General features: G+C 60.4%; 23 protein-coding genes. 14 read left to right on the top strand and 9 right to left on the bottom strand.

Annotated elements, in window-relative coordinates:
• The first annotated feature begins 124 nt into the window (after positions 1-124).
• From IEX75_RS19115 to IEX75_RS19125, 3 genes are all read left to right on the top strand, one after another.
• The gene (locus IEX75_RS19115; protein WP_188796747.1) at positions 125-2,122 is read left to right on the top strand and encodes an OPT family oligopeptide transporter; all 1,998 of its coding nucleotides are present in this window, start codon (positions 125-127) and stop codon (positions 2,120-2,122) included.
• A 124-nt stretch (positions 2,123-2,246) separates the two neighbouring features.
• Positions 2,247-3,314: a class I SAM-dependent methyltransferase gene (locus IEX75_RS19120; protein WP_188796749.1), complete on the top strand. Its 1,068-nt coding sequence runs from the start codon at positions 2,247-2,249 to the stop codon at positions 3,312-3,314.
• Positions 3,311-4,021 carry a pseudouridine synthase gene (locus IEX75_RS19125; protein ID WP_188796751.1) on the top strand — a complete coding sequence of 237 codons (711 nt, stop codon included), beginning with the start codon at positions 3,311-3,313 and terminating at the stop codon, positions 4,019-4,021. The genes IEX75_RS19120 and IEX75_RS19125 overlap by 4 nt, the downstream gene beginning before the upstream one ends.
• Before the next feature lie 17 nt (positions 4,022-4,038).
• Here IEX75_RS19125 and IEX75_RS19130 read toward each other — a convergent pair whose 3' ends face one another.
• A complete protein-coding gene (locus IEX75_RS19130; protein WP_188796753.1) occupies positions 4,039-4,182 on the bottom strand; it encodes a hypothetical protein in 144 nt (47 codons plus the stop codon).
• Between the two features lie 205 nt (positions 4,183-4,387).
• Between IEX75_RS19130 and IEX75_RS19135 the strand changes: the two genes are divergently transcribed.
• Complete coding sequence (locus IEX75_RS19135) at positions 4,388-5,953, top strand: protein adenylyltransferase SelO (protein ID WP_188796755.1); 1,566 nt, start codon at positions 4,388-4,390, stop codon at positions 5,951-5,953.
• 20 nt (positions 5,954-5,973) lie between these two features.
• Here IEX75_RS19135 and IEX75_RS19140 read toward each other — a convergent pair whose 3' ends face one another.
• From IEX75_RS19140 to IEX75_RS19150, 3 genes are all read right to left on the bottom strand, one after another.
• Positions 5,974-7,140 (bottom strand): ROK family transcriptional regulator, encoded by a 1,167-nt coding sequence (locus IEX75_RS19140; RefSeq protein WP_188796757.1) that lies wholly within the window; start codon positions 7,138-7,140, stop codon positions 5,974-5,976.
• Positions 7,141-7,644: 504 nt separating this feature from the next.
• On the bottom strand, positions 7,645-8,910 hold the full coding sequence (locus IEX75_RS19145) for a phosphodiester glycosidase family protein (RefSeq protein ID WP_188796759.1): 1,266 nt from the start codon (positions 8,908-8,910) through the stop codon (positions 7,645-7,647).
• On the bottom strand, positions 8,900-11,647 hold the full coding sequence (locus tag IEX75_RS19150) for a TonB-dependent receptor (RefSeq protein WP_188796761.1): 2,748 nt from the start codon (positions 11,645-11,647) through the stop codon (positions 8,900-8,902). The genes IEX75_RS19145 and IEX75_RS19150 overlap by 11 nt, the downstream gene beginning before the upstream one ends.
• Before the next feature lie 437 nt (positions 11,648-12,084).
• Here IEX75_RS19150 and IEX75_RS19155 point away from each other — a divergent pair, with 437 nt between their 5' ends.
• Positions 12,085-14,436: a winged helix-turn-helix domain-containing protein gene (locus IEX75_RS19155; protein ID WP_188796763.1), complete on the top strand. Its 2,352-nt coding sequence runs from the start codon at positions 12,085-12,087 to the stop codon at positions 14,434-14,436.
• A 43-nt stretch (positions 14,437-14,479) separates the two neighbouring features.
• Here the strand turns inward: IEX75_RS19155 and IEX75_RS19160 are convergent, their stop codons facing one another.
• Both IEX75_RS19160 and IEX75_RS19165 read right to left on the bottom strand, forming a co-directional pair.
• The gene (locus IEX75_RS19160; RefSeq protein WP_188796765.1) at positions 14,480-15,238 is read right to left on the bottom strand and encodes an SH3 domain-containing protein; all 759 of its coding nucleotides are present in this window, start codon (positions 15,236-15,238) and stop codon (positions 14,480-14,482) included.
• 375 nt (positions 15,239-15,613) lie between these two features.
• Positions 15,614-16,042, bottom strand: coding sequence for an FKBP-type peptidyl-prolyl cis-trans isomerase (locus IEX75_RS19165; RefSeq protein ID WP_188796768.1), 429 nt, complete (start codon positions 16,040-16,042; stop codon positions 15,614-15,616).
• Positions 16,043-16,324: 282 nt separating this feature from the next.
• On the opposite strand from IEX75_RS19165, the gene IEX75_RS19170 reads away from it, so the two are divergent.
• The 3 genes from IEX75_RS19170 (at position 16,325) to IEX75_RS19180 (ending at position 18,419) form a co-directional block, all read left to right on the top strand.
• Complete coding sequence (locus IEX75_RS19170) at positions 16,325-17,401, top strand: 3-deoxy-7-phosphoheptulonate synthase (RefSeq protein WP_188796770.1); 1,077 nt, start codon at positions 16,325-16,327, stop codon at positions 17,399-17,401.
• A gap of 65 nt (positions 17,402-17,466) precedes the next feature.
• On the top strand, positions 17,467-17,742 hold the full coding sequence (locus IEX75_RS19175; protein WP_188796773.1) for a GNAT family N-acetyltransferase: 276 nt from the start codon (positions 17,467-17,469) through the stop codon (positions 17,740-17,742).
• Complete coding sequence (locus IEX75_RS19180; RefSeq protein ID WP_188796775.1) at positions 17,739-18,419, top strand: DUF1345 domain-containing protein; 681 nt, start codon at positions 17,739-17,741, stop codon at positions 18,417-18,419. Before IEX75_RS19175 ends, IEX75_RS19180 begins: the two co-directional genes overlap by 4 nt.
• Positions 18,420-18,545: 126 nt before the next feature.
• Here the strand turns inward: IEX75_RS19180 and IEX75_RS19185 are convergent, their stop codons facing one another.
• On the bottom strand, positions 18,546-19,028 hold the full coding sequence (locus IEX75_RS19185) for a YajQ family cyclic di-GMP-binding protein (RefSeq protein ID WP_188796777.1): 483 nt from the start codon (positions 19,026-19,028) through the stop codon (positions 18,546-18,548).
• A 74-nt stretch (positions 19,029-19,102) separates the two neighbouring features.
• Here IEX75_RS19185 and IEX75_RS19190 point away from each other — a divergent pair, with 74 nt between their 5' ends.
• Positions 19,103-20,281, top strand: a complete 1,179-nt coding sequence (locus tag IEX75_RS19190) for a BaiN/RdsA family NAD(P)/FAD-dependent oxidoreductase (protein WP_188796779.1) — start codon at positions 19,103-19,105, stop codon at positions 20,279-20,281.
• A gap of 62 nt (positions 20,282-20,343) precedes the next feature.
• Complete coding sequence (locus IEX75_RS19195) at positions 20,344-21,234, top strand: NAD(P)-dependent oxidoreductase (RefSeq protein ID WP_188796781.1); 891 nt, start codon at positions 20,344-20,346, stop codon at positions 21,232-21,234.
• A 99-nt stretch (positions 21,235-21,333) separates the two neighbouring features.
• Here the strand turns inward: IEX75_RS19195 and IEX75_RS19200 are convergent, their stop codons facing one another.
• Positions 21,334-22,212 carry a PhzF family phenazine biosynthesis protein gene (locus tag IEX75_RS19200; protein WP_188796783.1) on the bottom strand — a complete coding sequence of 293 codons (879 nt, stop codon included), beginning with the start codon at positions 22,210-22,212 and terminating at the stop codon, positions 21,334-21,336.
• A gap of 107 nt (positions 22,213-22,319) precedes the next feature.
• Here IEX75_RS19200 and IEX75_RS19205 point away from each other — a divergent pair, with 107 nt between their 5' ends.
• The 4 genes from IEX75_RS19205 to IEX75_RS19220 all read left to right on the top strand — a co-directional run bounded on the left by IEX75_RS19205 (position 22,320) and on the right by IEX75_RS19220 (position 25,183).
• Positions 22,320-22,928: a rhomboid family intramembrane serine protease gene (locus IEX75_RS19205; protein ID WP_188796785.1), complete on the top strand. Its 609-nt coding sequence runs from the start codon at positions 22,320-22,322 to the stop codon at positions 22,926-22,928.
• Positions 22,929-23,006: 78 nt separating this feature from the next.
• Positions 23,007-23,585: a histone H1-like repetitive region-containing protein gene (locus IEX75_RS19210; protein ID WP_188796788.1), complete on the top strand. Its 579-nt coding sequence runs from the start codon at positions 23,007-23,009 to the stop codon at positions 23,583-23,585.
• A 134-nt stretch (positions 23,586-23,719) separates the two neighbouring features.
• Entirely contained in the window at positions 23,720-24,082 is a 363-nt protein-coding gene (locus IEX75_RS19215; protein ID WP_188796790.1) for a hypothetical protein, read from the top strand.
• Positions 24,083-24,109: 27 nt separating this feature from the next.
• Complete coding sequence (locus tag IEX75_RS19220; protein WP_229720970.1) at positions 24,110-25,183, top strand: aminopeptidase; 1,074 nt, start codon at positions 24,110-24,112, stop codon at positions 25,181-25,183.
• Here the strand turns inward: IEX75_RS19220 and IEX75_RS19225 are convergent.
• Positions 25,180-26,013 (bottom strand): DUF72 domain-containing protein, encoded by an 834-nt coding sequence (locus tag IEX75_RS19225; RefSeq protein WP_423373295.1) that lies wholly within the window; start codon positions 26,011-26,013, stop codon positions 25,180-25,182. The two genes, IEX75_RS19220 and IEX75_RS19225, sit on opposite strands and share 4 nt — an antisense overlap.
• Between the last annotated feature and the right edge of the window lie 12 nt (positions 26,014-26,025).

The following is a 26,025-nucleotide window of genomic DNA, read 5'->3' on the forward strand; positions in this document are numbered from 1 at the left end:
TATGGGCGTGCCGGGGTTGGGGTTTGCACCCCAGCCTACGAAACCGGGACACACTGCAGCGCGGCAACATCCCCTGAGTGATCCACGCTAATCTTGCTAGCTGGACATCTTGGGGAGACCACCCGTGAATGCAGTACCCGGACCCGGCGCGCCACGCGCCGAACTCACCGTACGCGGCCTGATCATCGGCATCGTGATCACGCTGGTGTTCACAGCGGCCAACGTGTTCTTCGGCCTGAAGGCCGGCCTGACCTTCGCCACCTCGATTCCGGCGGCGGTGATCTCCATGGCCATCCTGCGCGCCATGAAGAACGCGACGATCCAAGAGAACAACATCGTGCAGACCGTCGCCTCGGCGGCTGGCACGCTGTCCTCGATCATCTTCGTGCTGCCGGGCCTGATCATCGTTGGCTGGTGGACCGGCTTTCCGTTCTGGGTGTCGTTCGGCATCTGCGCCGCGGGCGGCATTCTCGGTGTGATGTACACCATCCCGCTGCGCCGCGCGCTGGTCACCGATTCCGACTTGCCGTATCCGGAAGGCGTGGCCTGCGCCGAGGTGCTGAAGGTGGGCTCCGGCGAAGCGGTGGAAGCCTCCGGCTCGGCCGCGGTGGAGGGCGGTAGCGCAGGACTCAAGGCGGTCGTGGTCGGTTCGATCGTCTCGGCGCTGTTCTACGTGGTGGTGCAGACCAAGCTGTTCGCCTCGGATCTCGCGCAGTACTTCCGCGTCGGCGATCGCGGCGCGACCAGCGGCTACGACTTTTCGCTTTCGTTCGCGCTGTTTGCGGTGGGGCACCTGGTGGGCCTGTGGGTGGGCATTGCGATGCTGGTCGGCGCCATCATCAGCTGGGGCTGGGCGGTGCCGCATTTCAGCCTGCTGCATCCGGCTGCCGGCGATGTGGCGGATGTCGCGCAGGGCATCTGGAGCAAATACGTGCGCTTTGTCGGCGCAGGCACGATCGGCGTGGCGGCCATCTGGACCCTGCTCAAGCTGGTCAAGCCGGTCGTCAGCGGTCTCACGTCGGCGATGGCTGCGTCGCGCGTGCGCAAGTCCGGCAAGGGCGACACGCTGCCGCTGACCGAGCGGGACATGCCGATCGGCATCGTCGGCATCATCGTGCTGCTCTGCATGATTCCGGTCGCCTACCTGCTGGGACACTTCAGCGTGATCAGCGGACTGGCTTCGCACACCACGCTGCTGGTGATCGGCGGCGTGCTGTTCGTGCTGATCCTCAGCTTCCTGGTGTCGACGGTGTGCGGCTACATGGCGGGCCTGATCGGTTCGTCCAACAGTCCACTCTCCGGCATCGGCATCCTGGTGGTGATCATTGCCGCGCTGCTGCTGGTGGCGGGTGTGAAGTCCGACCTGCCGGCGGATTCGGGCAAGGCGCTGGTGGCCTTTGCGCTGTTCATCACCTCGGTGGTGTTCGCTGTGGCGGCGATCGCCAACAACAATCTGCAGGATCTGAAGACCGGCCAATTGGTGAACGCCACGCCATGGCGCCAGCAGGCAGCGCTGGTGATCGGCGTGATCGCCGGTGCGATTGTGATTCCGCCGGTGCTGGATCTGCTCAACAAGGCCTACGGTTTCCTCGGTGCGCCGGGCGTGGACCCTGCGCATGCGCTGCCCGCACCGCAGGCTGGTTTGATCTCCGCGCTGGCGCAGGGCGTGATCCAGAACAACATCGATTGGAGCCTGATCGGCATCGGCGCAGCCATTGGTGTGGGCTTGATCGTGTTGGATGCGATTCTCGCGGGCACCACCAAATCCGTGCGCCTGCCACCCCTTGCGGTGGGGCTGGGCATGTATCTGCCGACTTCCACCACCTTGATGATCGTCGTGGGCGCCATCGTCGGTTGGTATTTCGACAAGCGTGCGGACCGCACGCCGAAGGCGGAAGCCACCAAGCAGCTTGGCGTGTTGTTGGCATCCGGCCTGATCGTCGGCGAAAGCATCATCGGCGTGCTGGTGGCGGCCATCGTGGTGTTCTCCGGCAAGCCCGCGCCGCTCGCGCTGGTGGGTGACAGCTTTGAGAATGCATCGGTGTGGATTGGCAGCATCGCCTTTGTGGCGGTGACGTTTGCGATGTATCGGTGGATTGCGCGGATGGGGCGCAACAGCTGAAGCCTCCGGATTCGTTGCCCCGGCTTTTGCCTGGGCGACGATGGACTCGGGACATCTAGGGACCGCAGCGCCTTCTGCAGTACACGCATAAAATACGCGCTCTGTTTTCACCGGACACTTCCGTTTGACCACGCCCGGTTTTCACGCATCCGCGCCCGAAGCGGTACTGGACGCACTCTTCCTACCTCTCACGGATGGCTCGCTGCACCTGCCTACTGAAGGCAGCGTGTTGTTCCTGCGTGCCCGCGACGGCTTTCGCCTGCGCGAAGTCGCGCAGCGGCATTGGGTGTACGAACAGAGCTTCAAGCCGTTTGCGGAAACGCTGGTGCGCAGCGGTTACAAGGTAGACGAAGCCGACGCCGAGTCGCGCTTCAACCTGGTACTGCTGCTGCCGCCGCGCCAACGTGAAGAAGCGCGTACCTGGTTCGCCAAGGCGGCGCGTCATGCCGAGGGTGGTGGTGTGGTGGTGGCGTGCGTGCCGAACGCGGAGGGTGCGAAATCCGCGCAAGCCGATCTTGCGGCGTTGCTGGGTTCGGTGAGTCATCTTTCCAAGCACAAGTGCCGCGTGTTCTGGGGTGTATCGGATACCGCGTGCGATCAAACATTGCTTGAAGCGTGGCTCAATCTCAATCGTCCGCATGCCAACGCCGCCGGCTACGTCAGCAGGCCCGGCTTGTTCGCGTGGGATCGCGTGGATATCGCGTCCGCCTTGCTCGCAGAACATCTGCCCGAAGATCTGCACGGCCGCGTCGCCGACTTCGGCGCGGGCTACGGTTATCTCGCTGCGCAGATCGTCGCGCGTTGCCCGAGCGTCACCGTGCTTGATCTCTATGAAGCCGAAGCGCGTGCGTTGGAGCCGGCGCGGCTCAATATCGAGCATGCTATGCACGAACACGCGCGTGAGCTTGCGTTCGAACTGCACTGGCATGACGTTACCCAGGGCGTGGAACGCCATTACGATGCGGTGGTCTGCAATCCACCTTTCCACCAGGGCAGGGCGGATTTGCCGGACCTGGGCCGTGCCTTCATCACGCAGGCAGCGCACGCCCTGCTGCCGCACGGAAGTTTGTGGCTGGTGGCCAATCGTCACCTGCCTTACGAAGCCACGCTGGCGACGCACTTCGAACACGTGCGTACCGTGGTCGTGCAGGATGGTTTCAAAGTCATCGAAGCAAGAGGCATACGCGCATGAGGCTGGTCAAGCTGATCGCCAATCTCGGCTATGGCAGCCGCAAGGACGTTGCATGGATGTTCCGCGAAGGACGCATCACTAGTCCCGAGGGTGAGGTGCTGTACGCTGATGACAAGGTGGAGCACGCGCAGATCCATATCGATGGCGAGCCGCTCGATCCGCCCGCCGGCATCATCCTGATGATGCACAAACCGTTAGGCGTGACGTGTTCGCGCAAGGATCCAGGCCGCGTGGTGTATGACTTGCTACCACCGCGCTATCGACAGCGCAGCCCGGCACTGTCCACCGTTGGCCGGCTGGACCGTGATACATCCGGCATGCTGCTCATCACCGATGACGGTGCGCTGCTGCACCGGATCATCTCGCCGCGCGCGAACATCACCAAGGTGTACGAGGCCACGCTTGCGCAGGATCTCAGCGGCGACGAAGAAGCGCTATTTGCCAGCGGCACGCTGATGCTGGAATCGGAAACCACACCATTGTTGCCGGCAAAGCTGGACGTGCTTGGGCCGCGGCATGCGCGGCTGTCGATCACGGAAGGGCGCTATCACCAGGTGCGCCGGATGTTCGCTGCCACCGGCAATCACGTGGAAACCTTGCAGCGCACGGCCATTGGGCAGTTGCAGCTGCAGGACTTGCCATCGGGTGAGTGGCGTCAGCTTTACGCCAATGACATCGCGCGACTCTTTGAGCCGACAGCTGCGTGAGCCGTCGGCATCGTCATTCAAGGCTCGATTTGCATCTGGCTGCGGGCCAGTTCGTCTTCGCGTCGCGACCGTGCGTTGGATGTCCAGGAGACCAGCTTGAATTCCGCAAGCGTGTCATTGACGGCCGGCGTGTGAGTGTCCTGCGTGTGGTTTGAAAGCATCCCTGCTACCAGCTGCATTCCGCGTACAAAGGCGGAACGAGCGAGAAGCATGTGCATAGTTGTTCACTCCATCGACTACCCCTGCGTAGCCGCGAGCAAACTGTACCAAGCTTTAACCGCAGATGTATAGGTACCGTGAAGATCGTGAGGCGGCTCGCATTTTTGTTGCCTTGCACCAAGCTGGCATCGCCCGAATATCGTTTCTATGACACTTACACCACTCAAGTTCGATAACACGTTCGTTCGTGAATTGCCGGGTGATCCGGATCGTGGCCACGGCGCTCGCCAAGTCGCGGGCGCGCTGTATTCACGGGTGGATCCGAGTCCCGTGTCGGCGCCGCGTGCTGTCGCCTGGTCGCCTGAAATGGCGGCGGAGTTGGGCTTCACGGATGCCGACATCGCCAGCCCGTTTTTTGCGCACGTGTTCGGCGGCAATGGCGTGCTCGAAGGCATGCAGCCATGGGCGTCCAATTACGGCGGGCACCAGTTCGGCGTGTGGGCCGGGCAGCTAGGCGATGGGCGGGCCATTTCCTTGGGTGAGGTGGTGACGGCGCAAGGCAAACGCTGGGAGCTGCAGCTCAAGGGTGCAGGCAGCACGCCGTATTCGCGCGGAGCAGACGGACGCGCGGTACTGCGTTCGTCGATCCGCGAATTTCTTTGCAGCGAAGCCATGCATCATCTCGGGGTGCCGACCACGCGTGCACTGAGCCTGGTGGTGACGGGCGACGTCGTGGAACGCGACATGTTCTACGACGGCCACCCGCAGGACGAGCCGGGTGCGATCGTCTGCCGCGTGGCGCCGTCGTTCATTCGCTTCGGGCATTTCGAGTTGCCGGCTTCACGTGGTGAGATCGATCTGCTGCGCCAGTTGGTCGACTTCACCATTCGCCGCGACTTTCTGCATCTGGGCGGCAGCGTCGAAACGCACTACGCCGATTGGTTTGCCGACGTTTGCGCACGTACGGCCATCATGATCGCGCATTGGATGCGCGTCGGCTTCGTACATGGTGTGATGAATACCGACAACATGTCGGTACTCGGCCTCACCATCGATTACGGTCCGTATGGCTGGATTGATGATTTCGATCCAGAGTGGACACCCAACACGACCGATGCCATGCGCCGCCGCTACCGTTTCGGTCAGCAACCCAATGTGGCGTGGTGGAATCTCAGCCGTCTCGCGGCAGCCATTGCACCGTTGTTTGGCGACATCGCACCGTTGCAGGCGGGGTTGGATCGCTACGTGGCCGAATACAGCTTGCAGGCGCGTCGTGATATTGCCGCCAAGCTCGGGTTCTCGGCGTGCCGCGACGACGATGTCACGCGCATGGAAACGTTGCAGCAACTGATGCAAAAGGCGGAAGTGGACATGACTTTGTTCTTCCGCGCACTCAGTCGCGTTGATCCACACGCACCGCAACTGGCACCACTACGTCATGCGTTCTACGACGGTGCCAAGCGCGAATCCGCGGAAGCCGATTTCCTGCGCTGGCTGGACGATTACGCGGCACGGGTGCGCGAAGATACGTGGACACCGGAACAACGCGTGCAATGCATGAACGCTGCCAACCCCTGTTACGTGCTACGCAATTATCTCGCCCAGGAAGCGATCGATCGCGCGACGCAAGGCGACTACGACGATATCCATACTTTGCTCGACGTGCTGCGTCACCCTTACGAAGAACAGCCAGGACGCGAGCGTTTTGCAGAAAAGCGTCCCGAATGGGCCAAGCATCGCGCGGGCTGTTCGATGCTTTCCTGCAGTTCATGACGAACGCGTAGTGAGTTGTTTCAGCGGAAAAAGCACTCTTTGAACGGAAGACTGGCCGCCCCTGTCGCGACTGCATCGTAAGGAGTCTGTGCGCATAGAAGGTGTGGCACCGGACGCGTGTGCCCGCGGCGTGACAGGTTGTCGATGACGATGTGGGGGATGAGGCGGTTGGCGAGGTCTTGCGGAATCCGGCCACCGAGTACGATCGCCTGCGGATCGATGATTGCCACCACGGACGACGCGATGACCGACAAGCCAGGTGTTACGCGTTTGATCCAGGTTTCGATGGCCGGCCAGCTTGGATCGTACTGATCGATGAGCGACTGGATGTCCGGCAGTTGCAAGCCATCCTCGTTGAGTTGTGTGCGCAACGTTTCCAGCGCCGCGCGTTCGAGTCCTAGCCGCGGCAGCATGCCGGCGAACTCGCCCGCGTTGCCATGTGCGCCACGGATGCAACGGCCATCCATCACCAGGCCGCCGCCGAAGCCGTGGCCAAAATAGAAATAGGCGAAGTCGCGATATTGCCGCCCCAGCCCATGCAGGCTTTCGCCGATGGCCGCGACGCTGCCGTCGTTGTCCAGCCATACCGGATGATTCAATGCATCCGCGAACAGCGTATCCAGATCCACCAGCGCGAGTTCGTCCAGTGGAGATGGCGGGTTGACCTTGGCACCGTCACCAATGAAGAAACCGGTGATACCGAGGCCGACACCAAACAGGCGGCGTTCGTTGACACGTGCCTTGCTTAGCAGGCGTTCGAGTAACGTACGCACGCGACGCACCAGAGCCGCCCGGCCGAGCGCGGGCATCGGTTCGTCGTGATGAGCTAGCAGGTTGCCGGCAAAATCCATCAACGCCAAGGCGACCGAATCGGTGGTGATCGACACGCCGGCGGCATAGGCGTAATGGGCGCGCAGGCTCACGGCCATGGCTGGTTTGCCGCGGCCTTCCTGCGGTACGGCGTCGCCGAATTGCAACATGCCGCGCTCGACCAATTCATCCACCAGGCGCATCACGGATTGCGCAGTAAGCCCGGTGGCGCGTCCCAGTTCGGCTCGCGTGGTGGTGCCGCTTTTGCGTACGAGATCCAGCAGTTCGCGCTCGTTCGCCGAAACCGTGGCGTCGGGATCATCGCCACGCAGAAAGCTGCGATGTAACTTGCCCGCAAACGGAATGGTGGCAGACATGAGGCCTTCTTTTTGGAGTTCTGGCGAAACGCGGATTATGTCACTGGGAGTTGCGAAATAAATCGGTTGCCATGAAATGACGTATTCCCTCAGGGCCGTCATTCCCGCTTTCGCGCACTGCTGTCCGGGGAAGTTTTTGGCTTGCCGGATCGGCCCCCTCCCCTACGTGTAGTAGGGGAGGGTTGGGGTGGGGTGAAGCAACCTCGCCAGAGATTCCATCATGTTTCTTATCCATTCCCGCGTAGCGGGAAGCGAGCTTCGCTCGCCTCACCCCACCCCAGCCCTCCCCTGCAAGCAGGGGAGGGGGCATTTCCGGTTCACTCGTGGATATCGCGTTGAGCAAACTTTTTTAAGTCGCTTGCTGCGCGAATCATGCAAAGGTGTTGCCCCTTAAATGCTCGCTACTTTTTCCGCAAAATTTCCCCGGACAGCAATGCGCTTTCGCGGGAACGACAGCATCTGGACATGATGGCGAGTGTCGTTGCGTTACCCAGCCTTCTTACTTTACGGCAACACGTCGATGCGAATGCCCAGATGATTGCCAACCGGCCGCTCCCGGCCTGGAATGCCGGTATGGATCGGGCTGTTGGCAATCGCAAATTTTCCATCCTGCCGCAACACCATCGTGGACGAGCCACCGCCATCCATATTGATCGCCGAGTCCGCGCCCAGTTGCTGCAGCAACGATGTGAGTTCCGATAGCGTCATGCCTTCGCTGTAGTTCGACTGGCGGCCATCCACCACCACCCACCACATTTTCTTGCGCGCCTTGTCCAGTGCAATGGCCGTACGCGGCTCGGGCGTGGCGTAGTAATCGTGCCGTTTGTTTTCCAGCGGCAGCGGCTTGCCATGAAGCATCAGTACCGGCCCGGCACCGACGGCTTCGGTAGTCTGCGTGGAGCAACGCGCCGTGGTGATGTAAGCGTCGTGCCCATGCATGCACAGGGAACCGTTCGAACGCGTATCAGGGCTGGTGTAGTCGGAATCCACGTGACCATGTGCCATCGAGATGCCATCCACCACCACACCCTGGCCTAAGGCCGGCACATAGGGCTTGTCCAGCAGATGTCCGCCGTCGAACGGGCGGAAATAAGTGGCGTTGATGGCAGCGTCCAGTTGTTCGCGTGCGGCGAAATGCGTGGTCTTTTCCACGACGAATTCGTTGCCGTCTTTCGGCGTCCCGGGCGTGACGACGAAGGCGAGTCCGCGTGTATCCAATGAAATTTCAAGGATGTGGATCATCATCGGGCGTGGCTGCGTTGCCTGTTGATGCCAGTAGCGAAGACCGGAACGGATTGTGATGGGCGAGCTGTTGCCCGTAGGCCGTTGCAGCATGGGCTGCACCAGCACGCGTGTGTCAGCGGCTGCATCACGGATAGCTGCTTGCAGGTCATCCAGCGTGGACGGCGCTGCCTGCAGCAGCAGATGTGGTGCTGGCTGCAGGTGCAACGCTTCGCTCAGGGGCACACAAGCAGCGCTGGGTTGGCAGGCGTCAGTGGCGTAATCGGTCGCAGCATAAAGCTGGCCGTCCGCACCTTGGCGCACGGCGAGCGTCATGAACGGCATGTGTTTATGCGTACATTGGCGCAACGCCGCCAGCACGTCGCCAGGCTGCATATCCCAGCAGGTGGAGCTGGCCACGACGGGAATCGCGGTGGCCGAACTGCTTGAGGAAGCGGGCAGGGAATCTCCCGCATGCACGATGCCCGCGGCAAGGCCGGTTGCCAGGCAAGCATGCAGCAACGCGGAAAGAGGACGCTTACAAAACATAGGTAACCCCCAGGTAATACGCGCGGCCGTTGTCCAGCTCTTCCTTGATCAAACTTTGATCCGGGCCAAGCACGCGAGTGGGGCGCGCATTGGTGAGGTTCTTGCCCTGCAACAGGAAACTCACGTGCGAGTTGTAGAGGTAACGCAGTTGCGCATCGTAGGTTTGCGTTTGTGCGTAGTAGATATCGTTGACGGCGTTGTCCGTGGCAAAACTGATCGGCATCTTGCCGGTGTGGTTGGCGCTGACCTGCGCGCTGAAAGGTCCCTGGTTGTACAGCAGCGATGCATTGAGCAAATGCTTGGCCGCGCCGACCAACATCGGCAGCTGCCGTTGGCTGCCATCTTTCATGGTGATGGCGGAGCCATCCATGTCCAGCAAGGTGGCATTGAAGGTAGCGCCGAGGTGGCTCAACACCCCCGGCAGGAAATCGAAGTGCAGTTTGGTGGCGCCGAACTCCAGCCCTTTCACCTTGGCGGTGCTGGCGTTCTGTGCCTCGGTCGTGGTGACCAGATACGTGCCGGTCAATCCGTCAGGATTGGTCTCGGAAGTGGTCGTAGTCAGGTTGACGATTTCATGCTGGATGCGTTTCTGGAATGCCGCCAGGGAAAGCATCGCGTCACTAGCCGGATACCATTCCAGCGACAGGTCATAGTTGGTGGACTTGCGTGGTACCAGGTTTGGATTGCCGATGGTTTGCGAGATGGTGTTGCCGGCCAGGCTAACCGTTGGCGCGCTGTTCTGCGCCAGTGCGGCGTACGAGGCACGTGCAAGGGTTTCGCTCGCGCCGGCGCGCAATATCAGATCAGGTTGCAAGCTGTACGCCAGGATCGTCGATGGCAGCAGCTTGCCGTAATGATGAAGATTGTCGATCTTGGCGAAGTTGGTGAGGCTGTTGAGTGGATTGGGCTGCGTGTTCTGCACGTCTTGCGAGGTGTCTTCGTAGCGTAAGCCGACCACGCTCATGAACTGCTCGTCGTGGTAACCGGCCATGGCATAGCCGCTGGTAGTCGCCTCGCGGATATTGAAGTCGCTGATGGCGCTGGTCCGCGCGTTGGTGGACACCGGTGCGTACAGGCCAGGGTGATCGATGACGTATTGCGTGACCTTGGCCGGATCGATCAGCAGCATGTTCTGGCCATTGCCGTCATAAGGCTGAAAATTGACGTCCTCGGTGCCGATGGCCGCCAACGAAACGGCCGACGTCGGCGCGTAGCCAATCTGGTTCAAGTCGTAGCGCTGCTGCAGATTGCGGTACTGCACGCCGGCCTTGTAACCCCAGCCCGTCGCGTCTTCCTGCAGGTTGTGGTTGAAGTCCAGCTTCAAGGTGAGCAAACCGGACTTGCTGCGCTCCAGCGCATTCATGTAGCTGGTTTGCAGATAGTTGGCCGGATTCATGTAGTAGCTGGGATTGGCCGGCGTAAACAGCGCTACGCCGCCCGGTGAGGCGTCGTAGCCGAAGCCCAGCTTGGAAGATGCCGCGCTGGTGAGTACATCTTCCTGAGTGGTTTGCCGGTAGTTGCCGATGGCGTAGTTGGCAACAAGATCCCATTGGCTGCGTTCGTCCGGTTCAAAACTGCTGCCAAGTTCTGCGTACTTGATCTGCCGCACTTGATCGTAATGATCGAAGTCGACCTGCGCGGCGCCTTTGGCAAAGCTGCCTGTGGTATCGGAGGTCAACGTGGCCGGCCCCACGCGTGCGAGGAATTGCGAGCGGCGCAACTCGTTGTTCTCGTGTTGAAAGAAACCGCCTGTGAGGTGGGCTTGCAGGTTTTCGTGATTGTCATACTCGAACTTGCCCAGCACGCCTTCGCGTTGCCTAACGTTGTCGTAGCTGAGCCAGCGGTGGCGGTCGGGCACTGCAACCAGACCGTCTACATTGTTGTTCGGGGACAACGTGGAACCCGTGCCGGCACTGTTCTGGCCCAGCGAGGACAGCTTTTGCGTGCCACCGGTGTATTTGTAATAGCCATCCGTGTCCATCGCCGTATCGAGCGACGAGGAATCGCGGCGGTAATAGCTGGTGGACAAGAGGAAGCCGAACTGACGTTGGCTGCCAAACGTATCGCTGAGCGTATTCTCGATCTGCCCGGATGGACCTGAATGTGCCACGACGCGCGAATTGTCCCAATGCGCGTAGTCAGCACGGCCGGATACGAACAGGCCGAGATGATCGAAAGCGCTGCGCGTGCGCAGATTCACGACGCCACCGATCGCATCAGCCGGCATGTCCGCCGTTACCGTTTTATAGATACTGACCTGCTGCGCGAGTGATGCAGGCAGTACGTCCAGGGATACGTTGCGTGACGTGGTCTCCGTGGAGGGCAGGGCAATGCCATCCACCATCACCGAGTTGTAGTCGGGATTGAGACCGCGCAAATTAAGGAACTGCGCTTCGCCACGTCCATTGTTGATGGTCATGGCCACACCAGGAATGCGCTGCACGGCTTCGCCCAGGCCAAAGTCGGGCACGGAGCCGATTTCATCGGCGGAAATACCATCCGAGATCACCGGCAGAGTACGTTTTTCCACGATGGCCTTTTCGACGGACAACGTCTTGCCCGTGACCTGGACCGCTTCAAGTGTCGTCGTTGTGCTGGCAGGTTTGGTGCCATCGCTACCAGCAGGCGGCTGCGTGGATTGGGCGAAGGCCTGACCGATCGCCAAGGTCAAACTGGAGAGTGCAATCAGCGAGACGCGACGGTTCTTACCGTCGCGCCTGTTCGGGCGGTACGTCATGGAAAAGGTTCCTCTCAGGACATCGGACGCTGTGTGCGTACGCCAGATAAATTAATAACTATGTGTGAATTAAATTTTACAGCGCGTAGCCGATGTGCGCTGCGGGCATAAAAAGCGGACCCGATCACGGTGTTGCGTGCACGTCTTTGTCTCTTGAGGAGGAGGGGGGCTCGACCTGACAGCAGGAATGCGTGCAGTTCGTAGGTTGAGGTGCGAACCCCCCAACACAGTCGGAGATGCCATGTGCGGCATGGAAGTGCGCAACGAAAACCATTCGTAGACAAAGCAAAGCAAGTGACGAAATGTCGAATGCAATCGTTATTGCGATATTTGATGACCTGCATTGCGTTATTTATCAGGCAAGCAAAACTTTACGCAGTTCGCATCCTGAGTGTTTGAAATAACGGGTCTACGAACCTGGATGATAAAATTTCTTGATGGGGAATCCAGTTTATTGCTTCGACGATTGTCGCCTTGATCCTCTTGCGCGGGAATTGACCCGCAACGGTGTGTCGGTTGCATTGCCGGCCAGCGCATTCGATTGCCTGGTGTATTTGATCGAGAACCGCGCGCGGCCGGTCGGTAAAGATGAGCTGATTTCTGCCGTATGGGGGCGCGCCGACGTCAGTGACAATCTGCTTGCGCAAACCATCGTGCGCTTGAGGCGCTCACTGGGTGATGCCGGCAACGATCAGCATTGCATCAAGACGGTGCCGCGCGTGGGTTATCGCTGGATGCTGGATACATCGATTGTTGTCCAGGTGTCCGAGCCGGTTTCTCTACACGTCCAGGCGATGGATGAAGCGAGTGATGCCGCCCACGTCGCCAGAACATCACAAAGTGCAACGCGGCTGCGGCCTGCATTGCTGATCGCCTTGCTGCTTACGGTTGCCGTGGCGGCAGTGTATTGGGGACTGCAGTTTCACGGCGCCAGGGCAGCGACACCCGCGCTGCCATTCGATCACAGTTCGGCCATCGTGCTGCCTGCGACAGTACAAGGTCCCGATGATTGGAAGTGGCTGCAACTCGGCATGATGGATCTGATTTCGAACCAGTTGCGCACCGCCAAGGTGCCCACCGAAAGCAGCCAGAACGTACTCAATTTGCTGAATCAGAAGGATAAGGAAAGTGGCGGCGATCTGGCGTCGTTCGCCTTGGTCATCAGCCCACGCGTCACGCTGGTCGACAACACCTGGCATGTGCATCTGGATGCGAAGAGTCGCGACGGACATGGCTGGCAGGCGGAATCTTCATCTGCCGATGTGCTAGGCGCGGCGCACGCGGCAGGCGATCTGCTGCTGGCCCAGCTTGGCTACGGTGCCGGCTCAACGCCGCATGGTGGCGATTCGCAACAGCAGTATTTGCTGCGTATTGAGGCTGCACAGCTGGCGGGTCATCCCGATCTCGCGAAATCGCTGATCGATCAAGCACCGCCCGATTTGCGCCGGACGCCTGAGTTTGTCTATGCGGAAGCGGATTTCCATTGCAATGCGGGCGAGGTCGAGCGTTGCGAACAGGCGTTCAATGATCTGCTAAAGCACTTGCCAGCCGACAAACAGGTTTTGCGCGGCAAAGTGCTCACCAGCCTTTGGTACAGCTACTACCGCAAGCATCAATTTGCGCAGGGCGAGGAAGCGTTGAATGAAGCGGTTCGCCTGCTGCAAGGGAAAAAGGATATCGAGGCATTGGCTACCGCCTATCTGGACCGCTCGCATCTTGAGTTCTTTGAGGCAAAGCTGGATGAGGCAGCCATGGATCTTGGCCTTGCCCGCGTCAATTACACGCTGGCGGGCGATACCGTGGGCCAATCGAAGGTCGACGTCTCGATGGCCGAAATCGCCGAACAGCGCGGGCAATTCGCCCAGGAACTGACGTTGTCGCAGCAGGCCTATGAACATTTTCAGCGCATGGGCATGCGCGAGCTGTTGTCCATGCCGCTGCAAGGGTTGGTTTATTCACACAAGATGCTGCTGCAGTTTCCCGATGAATTGGCTGCTACAGAACTGTATTGGCCGTTCGAACAGAAAAACATGCAGTTTTGCGACGACTATGTGCGTCGAGCACTGGTCATTCTGCGCGCCGTGGCACTCGCTGATAGCGGCCGTACGTCCGAGGCGAGTGCGGTGTTGGAACAATTGCTTGGGCAATTCAAATCCACGGATGAAGCGGCGCAGCGTGCATGGGCGCAAGCGTTGCTGGCCGAACTGTCGCTGGAACGCGGAGAAACCCAACCGGCGTTGGCGTGGATCACTAGGGCCATGGATGGATCGGCGCTCAAGGAGGACGATAACAAGCGAAATATCGCGCAGGCATGGCTGACCAACATCAACATCCTGTTGCGTGCCGGCAGAGCAGATGATCTCAAGCGCACGGTTGCTGCCATGCAGACTTGGGCCGCGCCGCTTGCAGCGCACGACGAGTGGATCGAGCTTTACGTGATGCGTGCCACAGCGGCTGAGGCATGGAGTGAAGGGAAGCACGAGCAGGCGTTCGAACAGCTGAAGCTCGCCATGGCTCTGGCCGACAAGCTTGGTGTGCCCGACCTCATCGTGAGCGTCGGACAACCGTACGCACAGGTGCTGCTCAGCACAGGCAATGTGGATCAAGCTGTCGCGGTCAGCGGCCGTCTTTCGAGCTGGAGCGAGCTGGATTGGCGCGTTGCCTGGACGGAAGCCTGCGTGTACCGGGCGCTGGGCCAGATGTCGGCATGGGAGAAGTATCGAGGCAAGGCGCAGGCGCTTGCCGGCGACCGCCCCGAGCTGACCGAACCTGCCGTACTCGGGTTTTAAGCACAGGCTGGTGTGCCCAGCCTGTGCGCTCGCCATGAAAGGCTCAGTCGCCGTTGTTGTTGCCGTTGTTTCCTTGCGGCGGCGGGTTTCGCGGTTGCGGCGCCGGCCGGTTGCCTTGCGGCCTACGATCATTGTTGCCGCCCTGCTGACCGTTACCGGGCCTTGGGCCGACGTTACCGCCTTGTCCACCCGAGGGTGGTGGAGTGGGACGGTTGCCACCACTGGGTGGTGCGTAGTTGCCGCCATGGCCCCCGCTGCCAGGTGGCGGATAATTGCCGCCATTTCCTCCGCTACCGGGTTTCGGCGGTGGCCGATTGCCGGGACCCGGCGGCCGGTTACCGCCATGAGGTGGCCTTGGCATCGGCCGGACGGGTGGCCGCGGGCCGGGGTAAGGCCGAATGGGAACGGGCCGTCCATACCAACGGACGCGATCGCGATAGAACGGCCGGTTGACGTAGTAACGGCCCCAGTAGGCGCTGATCGCAAAGGTCACGATCGGAATGCCGATGCGTGCGCCATAGTCGGTCACGATCACCGGCTGGTTGTTGTACAGGTATTCGATATAGGGACCGGCGACCCAGCCACGACTGCCGACAGCCATGACATCGCACCACTGCCAGCCGTCGGTGCAGCCTTGCACGTCAACCGGCGTGCCGGCGTCCAACGTATAGATCAACGGATATTGCGGGTCCGGGCCCGCGAGCAGGTTCACCGTGGCTACGGTGTAGCCCTGCGCCGCAAAGGCAGCGGCGGGAACCAGGGTTAGAAAGACGGCTATCAACGACCACAGCATTCGCTTCATCGATCAATCCTCCAGGTGGGGACATACGACGTGATTGCCGGTTCATGATGCCGCCGTTCCGTGCAGACGCCTAGGGATGCTCTGATCTATTCCACGTACCCGTCACCGCACTGTATACGTCTCTCACGGCGTTCCGGCGGTGAAGGCAGACTGGCTGTCTGTCGAGACGCCGGAACGCCGTGAGAGACGCATACAGTGCGGCCCCACCATGTTGAATTTAAAGGACGGGGTGACATCCAGAAGGCCCGCAGGCTGCACCGCGTGGCTTGAACAGACGGCCAGTCTGCCCTGCGCCACACGGCACACCCTGCGGGCCTTCTGGATGTCATGCCGGGTGCGTGGAATAGATCAGAGCATCCCTAGCGTCCAAGATTCCTAATGCACGTCCAGCAGTTCGATATCAAATACCAGGGCACTGTTCGCCGGCACGTCAGGGGCGGCCCCGCGAAAGCCGTAGCCCATGCGGGAAGGGATGATGACAGTGCGCTTGCCGCCGACCTTCATGCCGCGCACACCGCTTTCCATGCCTTCAATGACTTCGTTCGCGCCCATCGTGAAAGTGAGCGGCCGGCCGCTGTCGTAGGAACTGTCGATCTCGGTGCCATGGTGATCGGGCGCCTTGGCGCTGTAGAGCCAGCCGGTGTACTGGATGCGCACGTCCGAGTCGTCGCGTGCGGTGCTGCCCGTGCCCACCACCACGTCTTTCACCACCAGGGACGGTACGTCGTCGGCTCGGGCCAGCTGCGGGCCGAGGGTACCCAAGGCGAGCAGGGCAGCGGCGAGGAAGGCGAACGGACGCGGCATGGAAAACTCCGAAAATGATGGCGGCGGGACAGTAACCCATCACAGCGGGCGACCATAGTCCATTCCCTCAGTTTGCATCGCAGCAATGATGTGGTATCACTTGGACCCATGATCCTCACCCTCTCCAGCCGCTATTACTTTTGGTATGGCTATCCGATGCCGGCGGCGGAGCATGGTGCGCGATCGTAACGAGTAAAGATCACCCACTTTCCAAAAAGCCGCCAGCCACCCTGGCGGCTTTTTCATTAGGTCGCCGGGAAAACCCGTAAGGAGTGCATTGCCATGACCAGTCGTACCGACGACCTTCGCATCCGCGAAATCAAGGAAGTACCCACCCCCGCCGACGTGATGAGGGATTGCCCGCCCAGCGACGCGGCACTCGCCACCGTTGCCGATGCGCGCAATGCTTTGCACCGCATCCTGCACGGTAAGGATGACCGCCTTGCCGTGGTGATCGGCCCTTGCTCCATCCACGATCCCGCTGCCGCGCTGGAATACGCCAGGCGCCTCGCCGCCGAACGCGCGCGGCATGCCGACACGCTGGAGATCGTGATGCGCGTGTATTTCGAAAAGCCGCGTACCACGGTGGGCTGGAAAGGGTTGATCAACGATCCTGACCTGGACGAGAGCTATCACATCGACAAAGGCCTGCATCTTGCGCGGCGTCTGTTGTGCGACATCAACGCGCTGGGTCTGCCGGCCGGCACCGAATTCCTCGATCTGATCACGCCGCAATACATTGCCGATCTGGTGGCCTGGGGCGCGATCGGTGCACGCACCACCGAGAGCCAGTCGCACCGCGAACTTGCGTCGGGCCTGTCCTGTCCGGTGGGTTTCAAGAACGGTACCGATGGCAACGTAAAAATTGCTGTGGATGCCGTGCTGGCTGCAGCACGGCCGCATCATTTCATGGCGGTGACCAAGCATGGGCGCACAGCCATTGCAGCCACCGCGGGCAATGAGGATTGCCATGTCATTCTGCGCGGCGGCAAGCTGCCCAATTACGATGCAGCGAGTGTGGATAGCGCCTGCGGCGCATTGGCGAAGGCAGGGGTCACGGAGCGCCTGATGATCGATGCCAGTCACGCCAACAGCGCCAAACAGCCGGAGAACCAGCCGCGCGTAGTGGCTGATATCGCGGCGCAGCTCGAAGCCGGCGAGACGCGTATTCATGGCGTGATGGTGGAAAGCCATTTGGTGGCCGGCCGCCAGGATCTGGTGCCCGGTTGTGAACTCATCTACGGACAGAGCATCACGGATGGCTGCATTGGCTGGGATACCACGGTAGCGGTCCTCGACCAGCTGGCCAAAGCCGTGCGCGTACGTCGTGAGCGGGTGGCGGCGCAGGTGGCGGCGTAGCGCTACTCCCCGTTGGCGGGTGTGCGTTCTATGCTTTGCGCCTTGGGCATTTGCGGAATGACGTCATGGCATTGGAAATCCAGCATCTCGCTGCAGCACATCGCTTTGAAACCACAGTCGATGGCTTTGTCTCCGAGCTCGAATACAACCTGCACGGCTCGGTGATGACCATTACGCACACCGGCGTGCCGGAGCAGGTCGGTGGACGGGGGATTGCCGGCGAGTTGGTGCGGACCGCGCTGGAAACGGCGCGTCGCGAAGGCTGGAAGGTTGTGCCGGCCTGCAGTTATGCGCAAGTGTGGATGGAGCGCCATCCAGCATTCAACGATCTGCGTGCATGAATACGGCGCCACGTGAAAGACGCGCGATGCTTCGCCATTGGGCGCCGGTACGTTTTGTGCGTGCACGTCCGTGGCTGGCGATATCCGGCATTGTCTTCGTGGCGGTTTGCAGTGCGTTGCTGGTTGGCGGGGCGAAGCCGGCTTCCGCGTTGCTGCTCGGCTTCGATGCCGGTGCACTGCTTTATCTATCGATGGTGGCGCGCATGTTTCATCGGGCAACCGCCGAGCACATGGCAAGGCATGCGCAATGTCAGGACACCGGACGGCGTACCGCGTTATGGGTCGCGGTGACGCTATCCGTGGTGGTCATGGTGGCCTTGTCCACCGAGCTGCATGCGGCCAAGAATGGTGGCGCGCAAGCCATGGGCATGGCCGCACTCAGCATTGTGCTGTCGTGGTTATTCATGAACACCATGTATGCGTTGCATTACGCGCATGGGTATTACGGCGATTTCGGCAAGCCGCATGAAGGGTTGGAGTTTCCCGGTACGAAACAACCCGATTACTGGGATTTCGTGTATTTCGCCTTCGTGATCGGCATGTGCTTTCAGGTGTCCGATGTGCAGATCACCAGCCATACGCTGCGCCGCACCGCGTTGCTGCATAGTGTGGTGGCGTTTTTCTTCAATGTGTTCATTATTGCCATTAGCGTGAATATTGCCGCTGGTTTGGCGTAACTCGAACGGCCGTCATTTCCGCGAAAGCGGAAATCCACTTGCTCTGATGCGTTCTTGAAAATGGATTCCCGCTTTCGCGGGAATGACGGCCATGAGGTGATGATGCCTTTCAAGGCAACCTACACCTCAATCGCGGAAATTATCGAACTGCAACGGCAGTTCCACATCCGCCTTGCGCAACACCGCCATCGCCAGCTGCAAGTCGTCTTTCTTCTTGCCGCTCACGCGCAATTTGTCGCCGTTGATCTGCGCCTCCACCTTCAGCTTGGCTTCCTTCAGCGTGGCGATCAGTTTCTTGGCGATCGGCTGCTCAATGCCTTGTTTCACGGTGATTTTCTGCTTCGCACCAGCCAGGTTCACTTCCGGATCGGCAATGTCGAGTGCGCGCAGATCGATCTTTCGCGCGGCCAGGCGGCCGCGCAGGATGTCCAGCATCTGCTGCAATTGGAAGTCGCTAGGCGCACTTTGCGTGATGACGGACTTGTCCAGCTCGAACTTCGCATCGGTACCTTTGAAGTCGAAGCGGTTGGAGAGCTCGCGATTGGCCTGGTCGACCGCATTGGTCAGTTCGTGCTTGTCGACCTCGGAGATGACGTCGAAGGAAGGCATGATGGTGGTCCTTAGCGGGGTAGGCGCCAAGTTTATTGGATAATGGGCAAACGTATGAGCATGGCGGTGATCGCGTGAAAGTGGATGTTCTGGTGATCGGCGCCGGTGCCGCTGGCTTGATGTGCGCGATCACCGCAGGGCAGCGCGGGCGACGCGTGCTGCTGCTCGATCATGCCAACAAGCCCGGCAAGAAGATCCTGATGTCCGGTGGCGGACGCTGCAACTTCACCAATCTGGGCGTGACGCCGGCGCAATACCTGTCGGGCAATCCGCATTTCTGCAAATCAGCGCTGGCGCGCTATACGCAATGGGATTTCGTTGCGATGGTGGAAAAGCATCGCATTGCCTATCACGAGAAAGAGCTGGGGCAGTTGTTTTGCGATGAATCCTCCAAGCTGATCGTGCGCATGTTGCTGGACGAATGCGCGGCGGCAGGCGTGCGCATTGAAACCAGTTGCGCGGTAGAAAGAGTTCGAAAGACGGAGGAAGGTTTTGCGGTTGTTACAGCGAACGGCGGAGTGCATGCCGATTCGCTGGTGGTCGCCACAGGCGGTCTGTCGATCCCCAGCATGGGGGCGACCGGGTTCGGCTATGAGTTGGCACGACAGTTCGGCCATAACGTGCTGTCGACGCGCGCAGGCCTGGTGCCGCTGACCTTGAGCGGCAAGCATAGCGAGCATTACCAGGAGCTTGCCGGTGTGGCGTTGCCGGTGGCCGAAATACGGGTGGGGAAGCGAAGTTTTCGCGCCGGCTTGTTGTTCACACATCGCGGCATCAGCGGGCCTTCCGTGCTGCAAATTTCCTCCTACTGGGAACCGGGTGAGGAGCTGCGGATCGATCTGTCGCCGGAGCAGGACATCGGCGATTGGCTGCTTGCCCAGCGCGCAGCGCGGCCGGCGGCAGAACTGCGCAACGTGCTAGGCGATTTGCTGCCGCGGCGGTTGGCGCAACGTTTGTGCGAGCTGTGGCTCGGCAGCAAACCGATGCGCCAGTACCGTGATGCGGAACTGCACGATACTGGCGCGCGATTGCATGATTGGCCAATCGTGGCCAGTGGCACGGAGGGTTATCGCACGGCGGAAGTTACACTGGGCGGCGTGGATACGGATGAGCTTTCTTCCACCACCATGCAGTCCAAGCGCGTGCAGGGCCTGTATTTCATCGGCGAAGTCGTCGACGTTACCGGCTGGCTGGGCGGCTACAACTTCCAATGGGCGTGGGCGTCGGGCCATGCAGCCGGCGAGGCTGTCTGAGGCTTCGCTTTCGTTGAACATCGGCCATGCTCCACTTAAGTGCCTGTGACAGGAGATGCTTTATGAAAGTCGGCTTTATCGGACTCGGTGCGATGGGCAATGCCATGGCCAGCAACCTGGTGGCGGCCGGCCATCATGTGACGGTGTGGAACCGCTCGGCGGCGGCGGCGCAGAAACTGGAGTCGCTACTAGGTGCCAAAGCAGTGAGTACGCCGGATCGCGCGGCGCAGGGTGAAGTGCTGCACAGCATGCTGGCGAATGATCAGGCGACGCGTGAGGTGTTTCTGGATGGCGGTCTGATGGATGCCATGGATCCCGGTATGGTGCACGTCAATCACGCCACCATTTCCGTCGCGCTCGCCAGGCAACTGGCCGAAGAACATGCCAAGCGCGGCCTGGCCTATGTTTCCGCACCGGTGTTTGGCCGTCCGGATGTGGCTGCCGCAGGCAAGCTCAACATGCTGGTGGCCGGTGCACACACCGCCATCGAAAAGGTGAAACCTTTGCTTGAAACCATGGCAGCCAGATTGTGGCCGATGGGTGAGCAGCCCGAGCGCGCCAACGCCGTGAAGCTGGCAGGCAATTTCATGATCGTATCGGCGATTGAAAGCTTGGCCGAAGCATCGGTACTTGCGCGCGCCTACGGTGTGAGTGCTTCCGATTTCATCGAGCTGATGACCAGCACCTTGTTCGCATCGCCGGTGTATCAGATTTATGGCAAAGCGATGGCGGAGGAGCGCTTTACGCCACCGGGCTTTGCGCTGCCGCTGGGCTTGAAGGACGTGATGCTGGCGCAGGATGCCGCGCAGGCGGAGAAGGTGCCGATGCCGCTGGCGAGTGTGTTGCGCGAAAGCTTGATCGAGGCGTTGGCCAACGGTGCCGAGGGAATGGATCTCGCCGCGCTGGCGCGCGTTGCCGAGCGTCGAGCCAATCTGGATGGTCGCAAGAAATGATTGCGCGACTTACCGTTACCCGGTGACATCGTAGGTTGGGGTGCAAACCCAAACACATGCCATGCAGGTTGACACCCATGTTGGGGTTTGCACCCCAACCTACGGGCTCCAATGCAAGGTGCCGTCGATGACGGTATTCGTGCGTCCGCCGATCCAGATCGTGCCATCCACGATATGCGCAATCAGCAGCGCATCGTGTCCCATCTCGCGCCCCTGGCTGACGGCATAGCCACGCGCCAACGGTCCATGCGGTTCAGCGTGCGCGATATAGGCGGCGATCAATCCATTGGCCGCGCCGGAAGCGGGATCTTCAACAATGCCGACACCGGACGGAAAAGCACGCACCACCAACTGGTAGTCCGGATGGCTGCTGCGTGCAAACGCGCACAAGCCCATGCTGCCACTGGCGACAGCAAGCGCGCCGATGGCGCTGTGGTCGGGCGTCCACGCGCGCAGGCTGGCTTCGTCTACGCACTCGGCCAGCCACCAGCGACGCCCACCGTCTACCAGCGCAGGCGGTAGTTTGCCGAGTCCAATGCTGTCGAGCGTGGCAGACAGCAGCGGGTGTGCGTGCAGGCCGGTTTTCACTACGCGTGCTTCAGGCGATTGCAGCATCAGCACGCGTTGCGGGCCGTTGCTTTCCACGCGAATCGGCAGCACGCCGGCACCGCATTCCTGCCACAGAACGCCGTCTTGCGGCTGGGCCAGATCGCATTCGAGTACGGCGTGCGCGCTGCCGACACTGGGATGGCCGGCAAAGGCAATCTCCTTCTCCGGCGTGAAGATGCGCACGCGGTAGCTGGCCTTGGGATCGCTGGGGGGCAGCAGGAAGGTGGTTTCCACCAGGTCGGTCCAGCGTGCGTAGCGCTGCATGTCGGCATCAGTCCATCCGCGGGCATCGGTGACCACACCTAGGTGATTGCCGCCGCCGGGACTGGCGGCGAAGACGTCCAGGTGCATATAGCGAATGGGGTTCATACGGCTAGGAAAAACGCGAAGCAAGAATGACCGTGCATTCTAACCGTCGACAAGTTGTCGCGTGAACGTCAAGATGGGCGGATTCCGAAGTTCGTCCAATTCGTCATATGCCGACTACGCTACTCATCATCCTTGCCGCCACCTGCATCGTCTCCTTCATGGCCTTCAACAATCGGCGCCTGGTGGATGATCTGATCCTGTGGCCGCCCGCCATCGAGCGCAAACGCGAGTACTACCGGCTGGTTACCTACGGCTTGCTGCATGCCGACCCCATGCACTTGTTGTTCAACATGATCACGCTGTTCTTTTTCGGCAAGCAGATGGAGCCCGTCTACAACGCCACCTTGGGGATGTTCGGCTTCGCGCTGTTCTATCTGGGCGGACTGATCGTGTCGATCCTGCCCACTTACCTGAAGAACCGCCGCAATACGAATTACCACAGCCTGGGAGCATCCGGCGCTGTATCCGCTGTGTTGTTCGGCTTCATTTTGTACGCACCATGGACGCGTATCTGGGTATTGGTTGTACCCGTGCCGGCCATCATCTATGCCGTGTTGTACGTGGGCTATTCCATCTACATGGATCAGCGCGGGCGAGACAACATCAACCACAGCGCACATCTATGGGGAGCGGCTTACGGCGTCGTGTTTACGGTATTGGCGAATCCGCCGGTACTGCTCCATTTTCTGGCGGCCTTATCGCGGCCCGGCATGTAATCGGCCAACGACTGGCACTTGCCGAGCGCACGCACTTCGCGATGATGGGGTCACCGCCCACCGTTGGAGTACGTACGCATGGCAACGACGCGCAAGTCTGCCGCGAAGAAGTCCGCGGCCCGTAAGGCAAGCCAGGGTAAGGATCCGGCCAGGAAAAAGACCGTCGGCAAATCGGCAGCTGCCAGCAAGAAGGTTGTAAAAAAGCCTGCCATCAAGAAAACGGTGAAGAAGGCAGCGCCCAAGCCGGCAACGAAAGCGGCAGTCAAGAAAACCGCTGCCAAGAAAACGGTCAAGAAAGGTACGGCATCGTCTGCGCCCGCCAAGCCAAAGGCAGCGACGGCCAAGGTGCCCGCTGCAAAGACCAAACCCGTGCGCAAGGCCGCATCCGCCAAACCCATCGTGGAACAATCGGCACCCGCCACACCACCTGCCACCGAGCCCCCGCATATCAGCCCCGAAGAGGCTGTTGCGCATATCCAGGCGCTGTTGCAGGCGAAGCAGGAACGCGTCAAACAAGGCCCAAGTTGGCCTGGGTCCAAGTCGAGTTCAGGCTCCGTCAACGGCCATGCACAACATGACGGTGGCTCATCAGGCGGCGGGCCGTTGCATCATCTCTCGCACGCTCGTGGCGATCAGGCCAAAGGTGGCAAGACCTGAATCCCGGCCCGGCGCCGGGATGGCGCAAGCAAACCAGGCTTGTTATCGATTTTGGATTGCCAACTGGCTCTGCTCAGGGCGCATTTATCGCCGCAGGACTAGGCTGCAAACGTAGAGCGCATGGAGTCCCCACCATGAACATCTCAGTCAAACGCGTGCTTGCCGGTGCCGTGCTGGTAGGCCTGATCAGCCTGCTTTCCGGCTGCTATGTGGCACCAGGCTATAGCTACGTCCAAGGTAACGGCTACGCAGGCGCCGCTTACTATGGAACCGGTCCTTCCGTTGTCTACGATTACCCATATGGCTATCCCTACGGTTATTACGGCTACCCATACGGGTATTACGGTGGCTGGGGTTACTACGGTTGCTGCTATCGCGGCGGGTATTACGGCCGAGGCCATTACTATGGCCATGGAGGTGGCCGTTGGTCCGGGGGGCATGGCGGTGGCCATTGGTCCGGTGGCCACGGTGGCGGTTGGAGCGGTCACGGGCATTGAGCTCTCATCTTTTGTCAGAATGCGGGGATGATTCGTCCCCGCATTTTTTTATCCGCCACGCAATGGTTCCTTTGCATCATGGTGGTCGCCGCATTGGGTGCTTGTGCTGATCTTCGCTACTACGCGCACGTCACGCATGGCGAGAGCGCCTTGTTGCTCAAGCGTCGCTCCGTAAGCAAGGTGATTGCCGATCCTGCCACCGACCCCAAACTGGCGGCACGGCTGAAACTTTCCCAGCAGGCACGGCAATTCGCCTCTGACCAGCTCGATCTGCCACGCAATCGCAGCTACACCTATTACGTGCCATTGCATCGCCCGTACGTGGTTTGGAATGTCTTCGCGACGCCACGCTTTTCAGTGGAGGCAGTGCCGCAGTGTTTTCCCATCGCCGGCTGCGTGGCTTATCGCGGCTGGTTTGACGAGCAGAAGGCGCGGGCGAGCGCCGAGCGTTTGCGTGCGAAAGGCGACGATGTCTATATCGGTGGTGTATCGGCCTATTCGACACTGGGGTGGTTTTCCGATCCCATCCTCAGCAGCATGATGCGCTGGGATGACGACGAACTGGTCGGCACGATTTTTCACGAACTGGCGCATCAGAAGATTTACCTGAAAGGCGATACGGCTTTCAACGAAAGCTACGCCATGTTCGTGGAAGATGAGGGCCTGCGTGAGTGGCACCGCGCGCGCGGTGAGCCCGTTGGCGACGACCATGGCCAGGTGATGGATGATGCGTTCACCGGGCTGGTGCTGGATCTGCGTGATCGCCTGAAAAAACTCTATGCGAGCGGCGTGGACGAACAGGCCATGGCGGAAAACAAGCAGCGGGAGATTGAATCCTTCCGTGCACGTTACGCAGCATGGCGCGATAAAAACTGGCCGAACGATCACCGCTACGATAAGTGGGTGGCGAAGCCGATCAATAACGCCACCTTGCTGCCGTTTGGTTTGTACGATCAGTGGAAGCCGGCGTTTGCAGTACTGTTCAAGCAGGTTGGCGAACAATGGCCACCGTTCTTCAAGCGCGTCCGTGAACTCGCAAAAGAATCTGATGCTGAGCGCGAGAAGACGTTGCGAGCCTTGTCGGACACCAGCAAAAATTAGCATGACGTCGCCTGCAGTCGTTCGATCAGCGCCATAGCTGCATCCGGGTTGCGCTCCTTCGCGGCGCTGATGAAGAAAACAAAGACATCGCGCTTGCGTTTTGGTGCACGTTCTGTGCCGAGGTAAGGGAGCTCCGCCGGTTGTTCTCCATCCGCCCACATATGCGCACGTTTCGCCCAATCATCGAGTTCCTCGCTGCCGTAGCCCGTCGCCACATGGTTACGTGAACGCATAAGCCGTGCGTAGACGAAATCCGCCGTCACATCGGCAAAGGATGGATAGTCGGGCGAATCAGTGAACACCGTCGCCATACCGTGCTTGCGCACCAGTGCGAGGTAATCGGCATTGACGAATTCCCGGTCGCGTACGTCCAGCACGTGACGCAGCGCATGTGCTTCGACCTGCTTCGGCAACAAGTCGAGGAATTCGGCGAAGCTATCGCGCTGTAAACGCTGGCCGGCGTCGAACTGCCAAACGATCGGGCCGAGCCGATCGCCCAGCGAGGCGATGCCGCCCAGGAAGTCCTCAATCTGCGGCCCGGTTTTTCCCAGATTGCGCGACTGCATGATGCGCATCGGTGCTTTGGCCGAGAAGACGAAACCATCCGGCGTTTCCGCGGCCCACTTGGCATACGTCGCGGGCTTCTGCGTGCCGTAGTAGGTGCCATTGATTTCGATCGCCGTGAGCTTGCGGCTGGCGTACTCCAGCTCACGCCGCTGCACCAGGCCTTTGGGATAGAAGTTGTCGCGCCACGGCGCAAAGGTCCAGCCGCCGACGCCGACGCGAATGCCGTTCACCGGCTGGGGAGGTTGGTCGAACAGTTCCATGATTCAAATACTCCG

This window comes from Dyella nitratireducens (genome assembly GCF_014642835.1).
In the GTDB taxonomy this organism is placed as follows: Bacteria; Pseudomonadota; Gammaproteobacteria; order Xanthomonadales; family Rhodanobacteraceae; genus Dyella_B; species Dyella_B nitratireducens.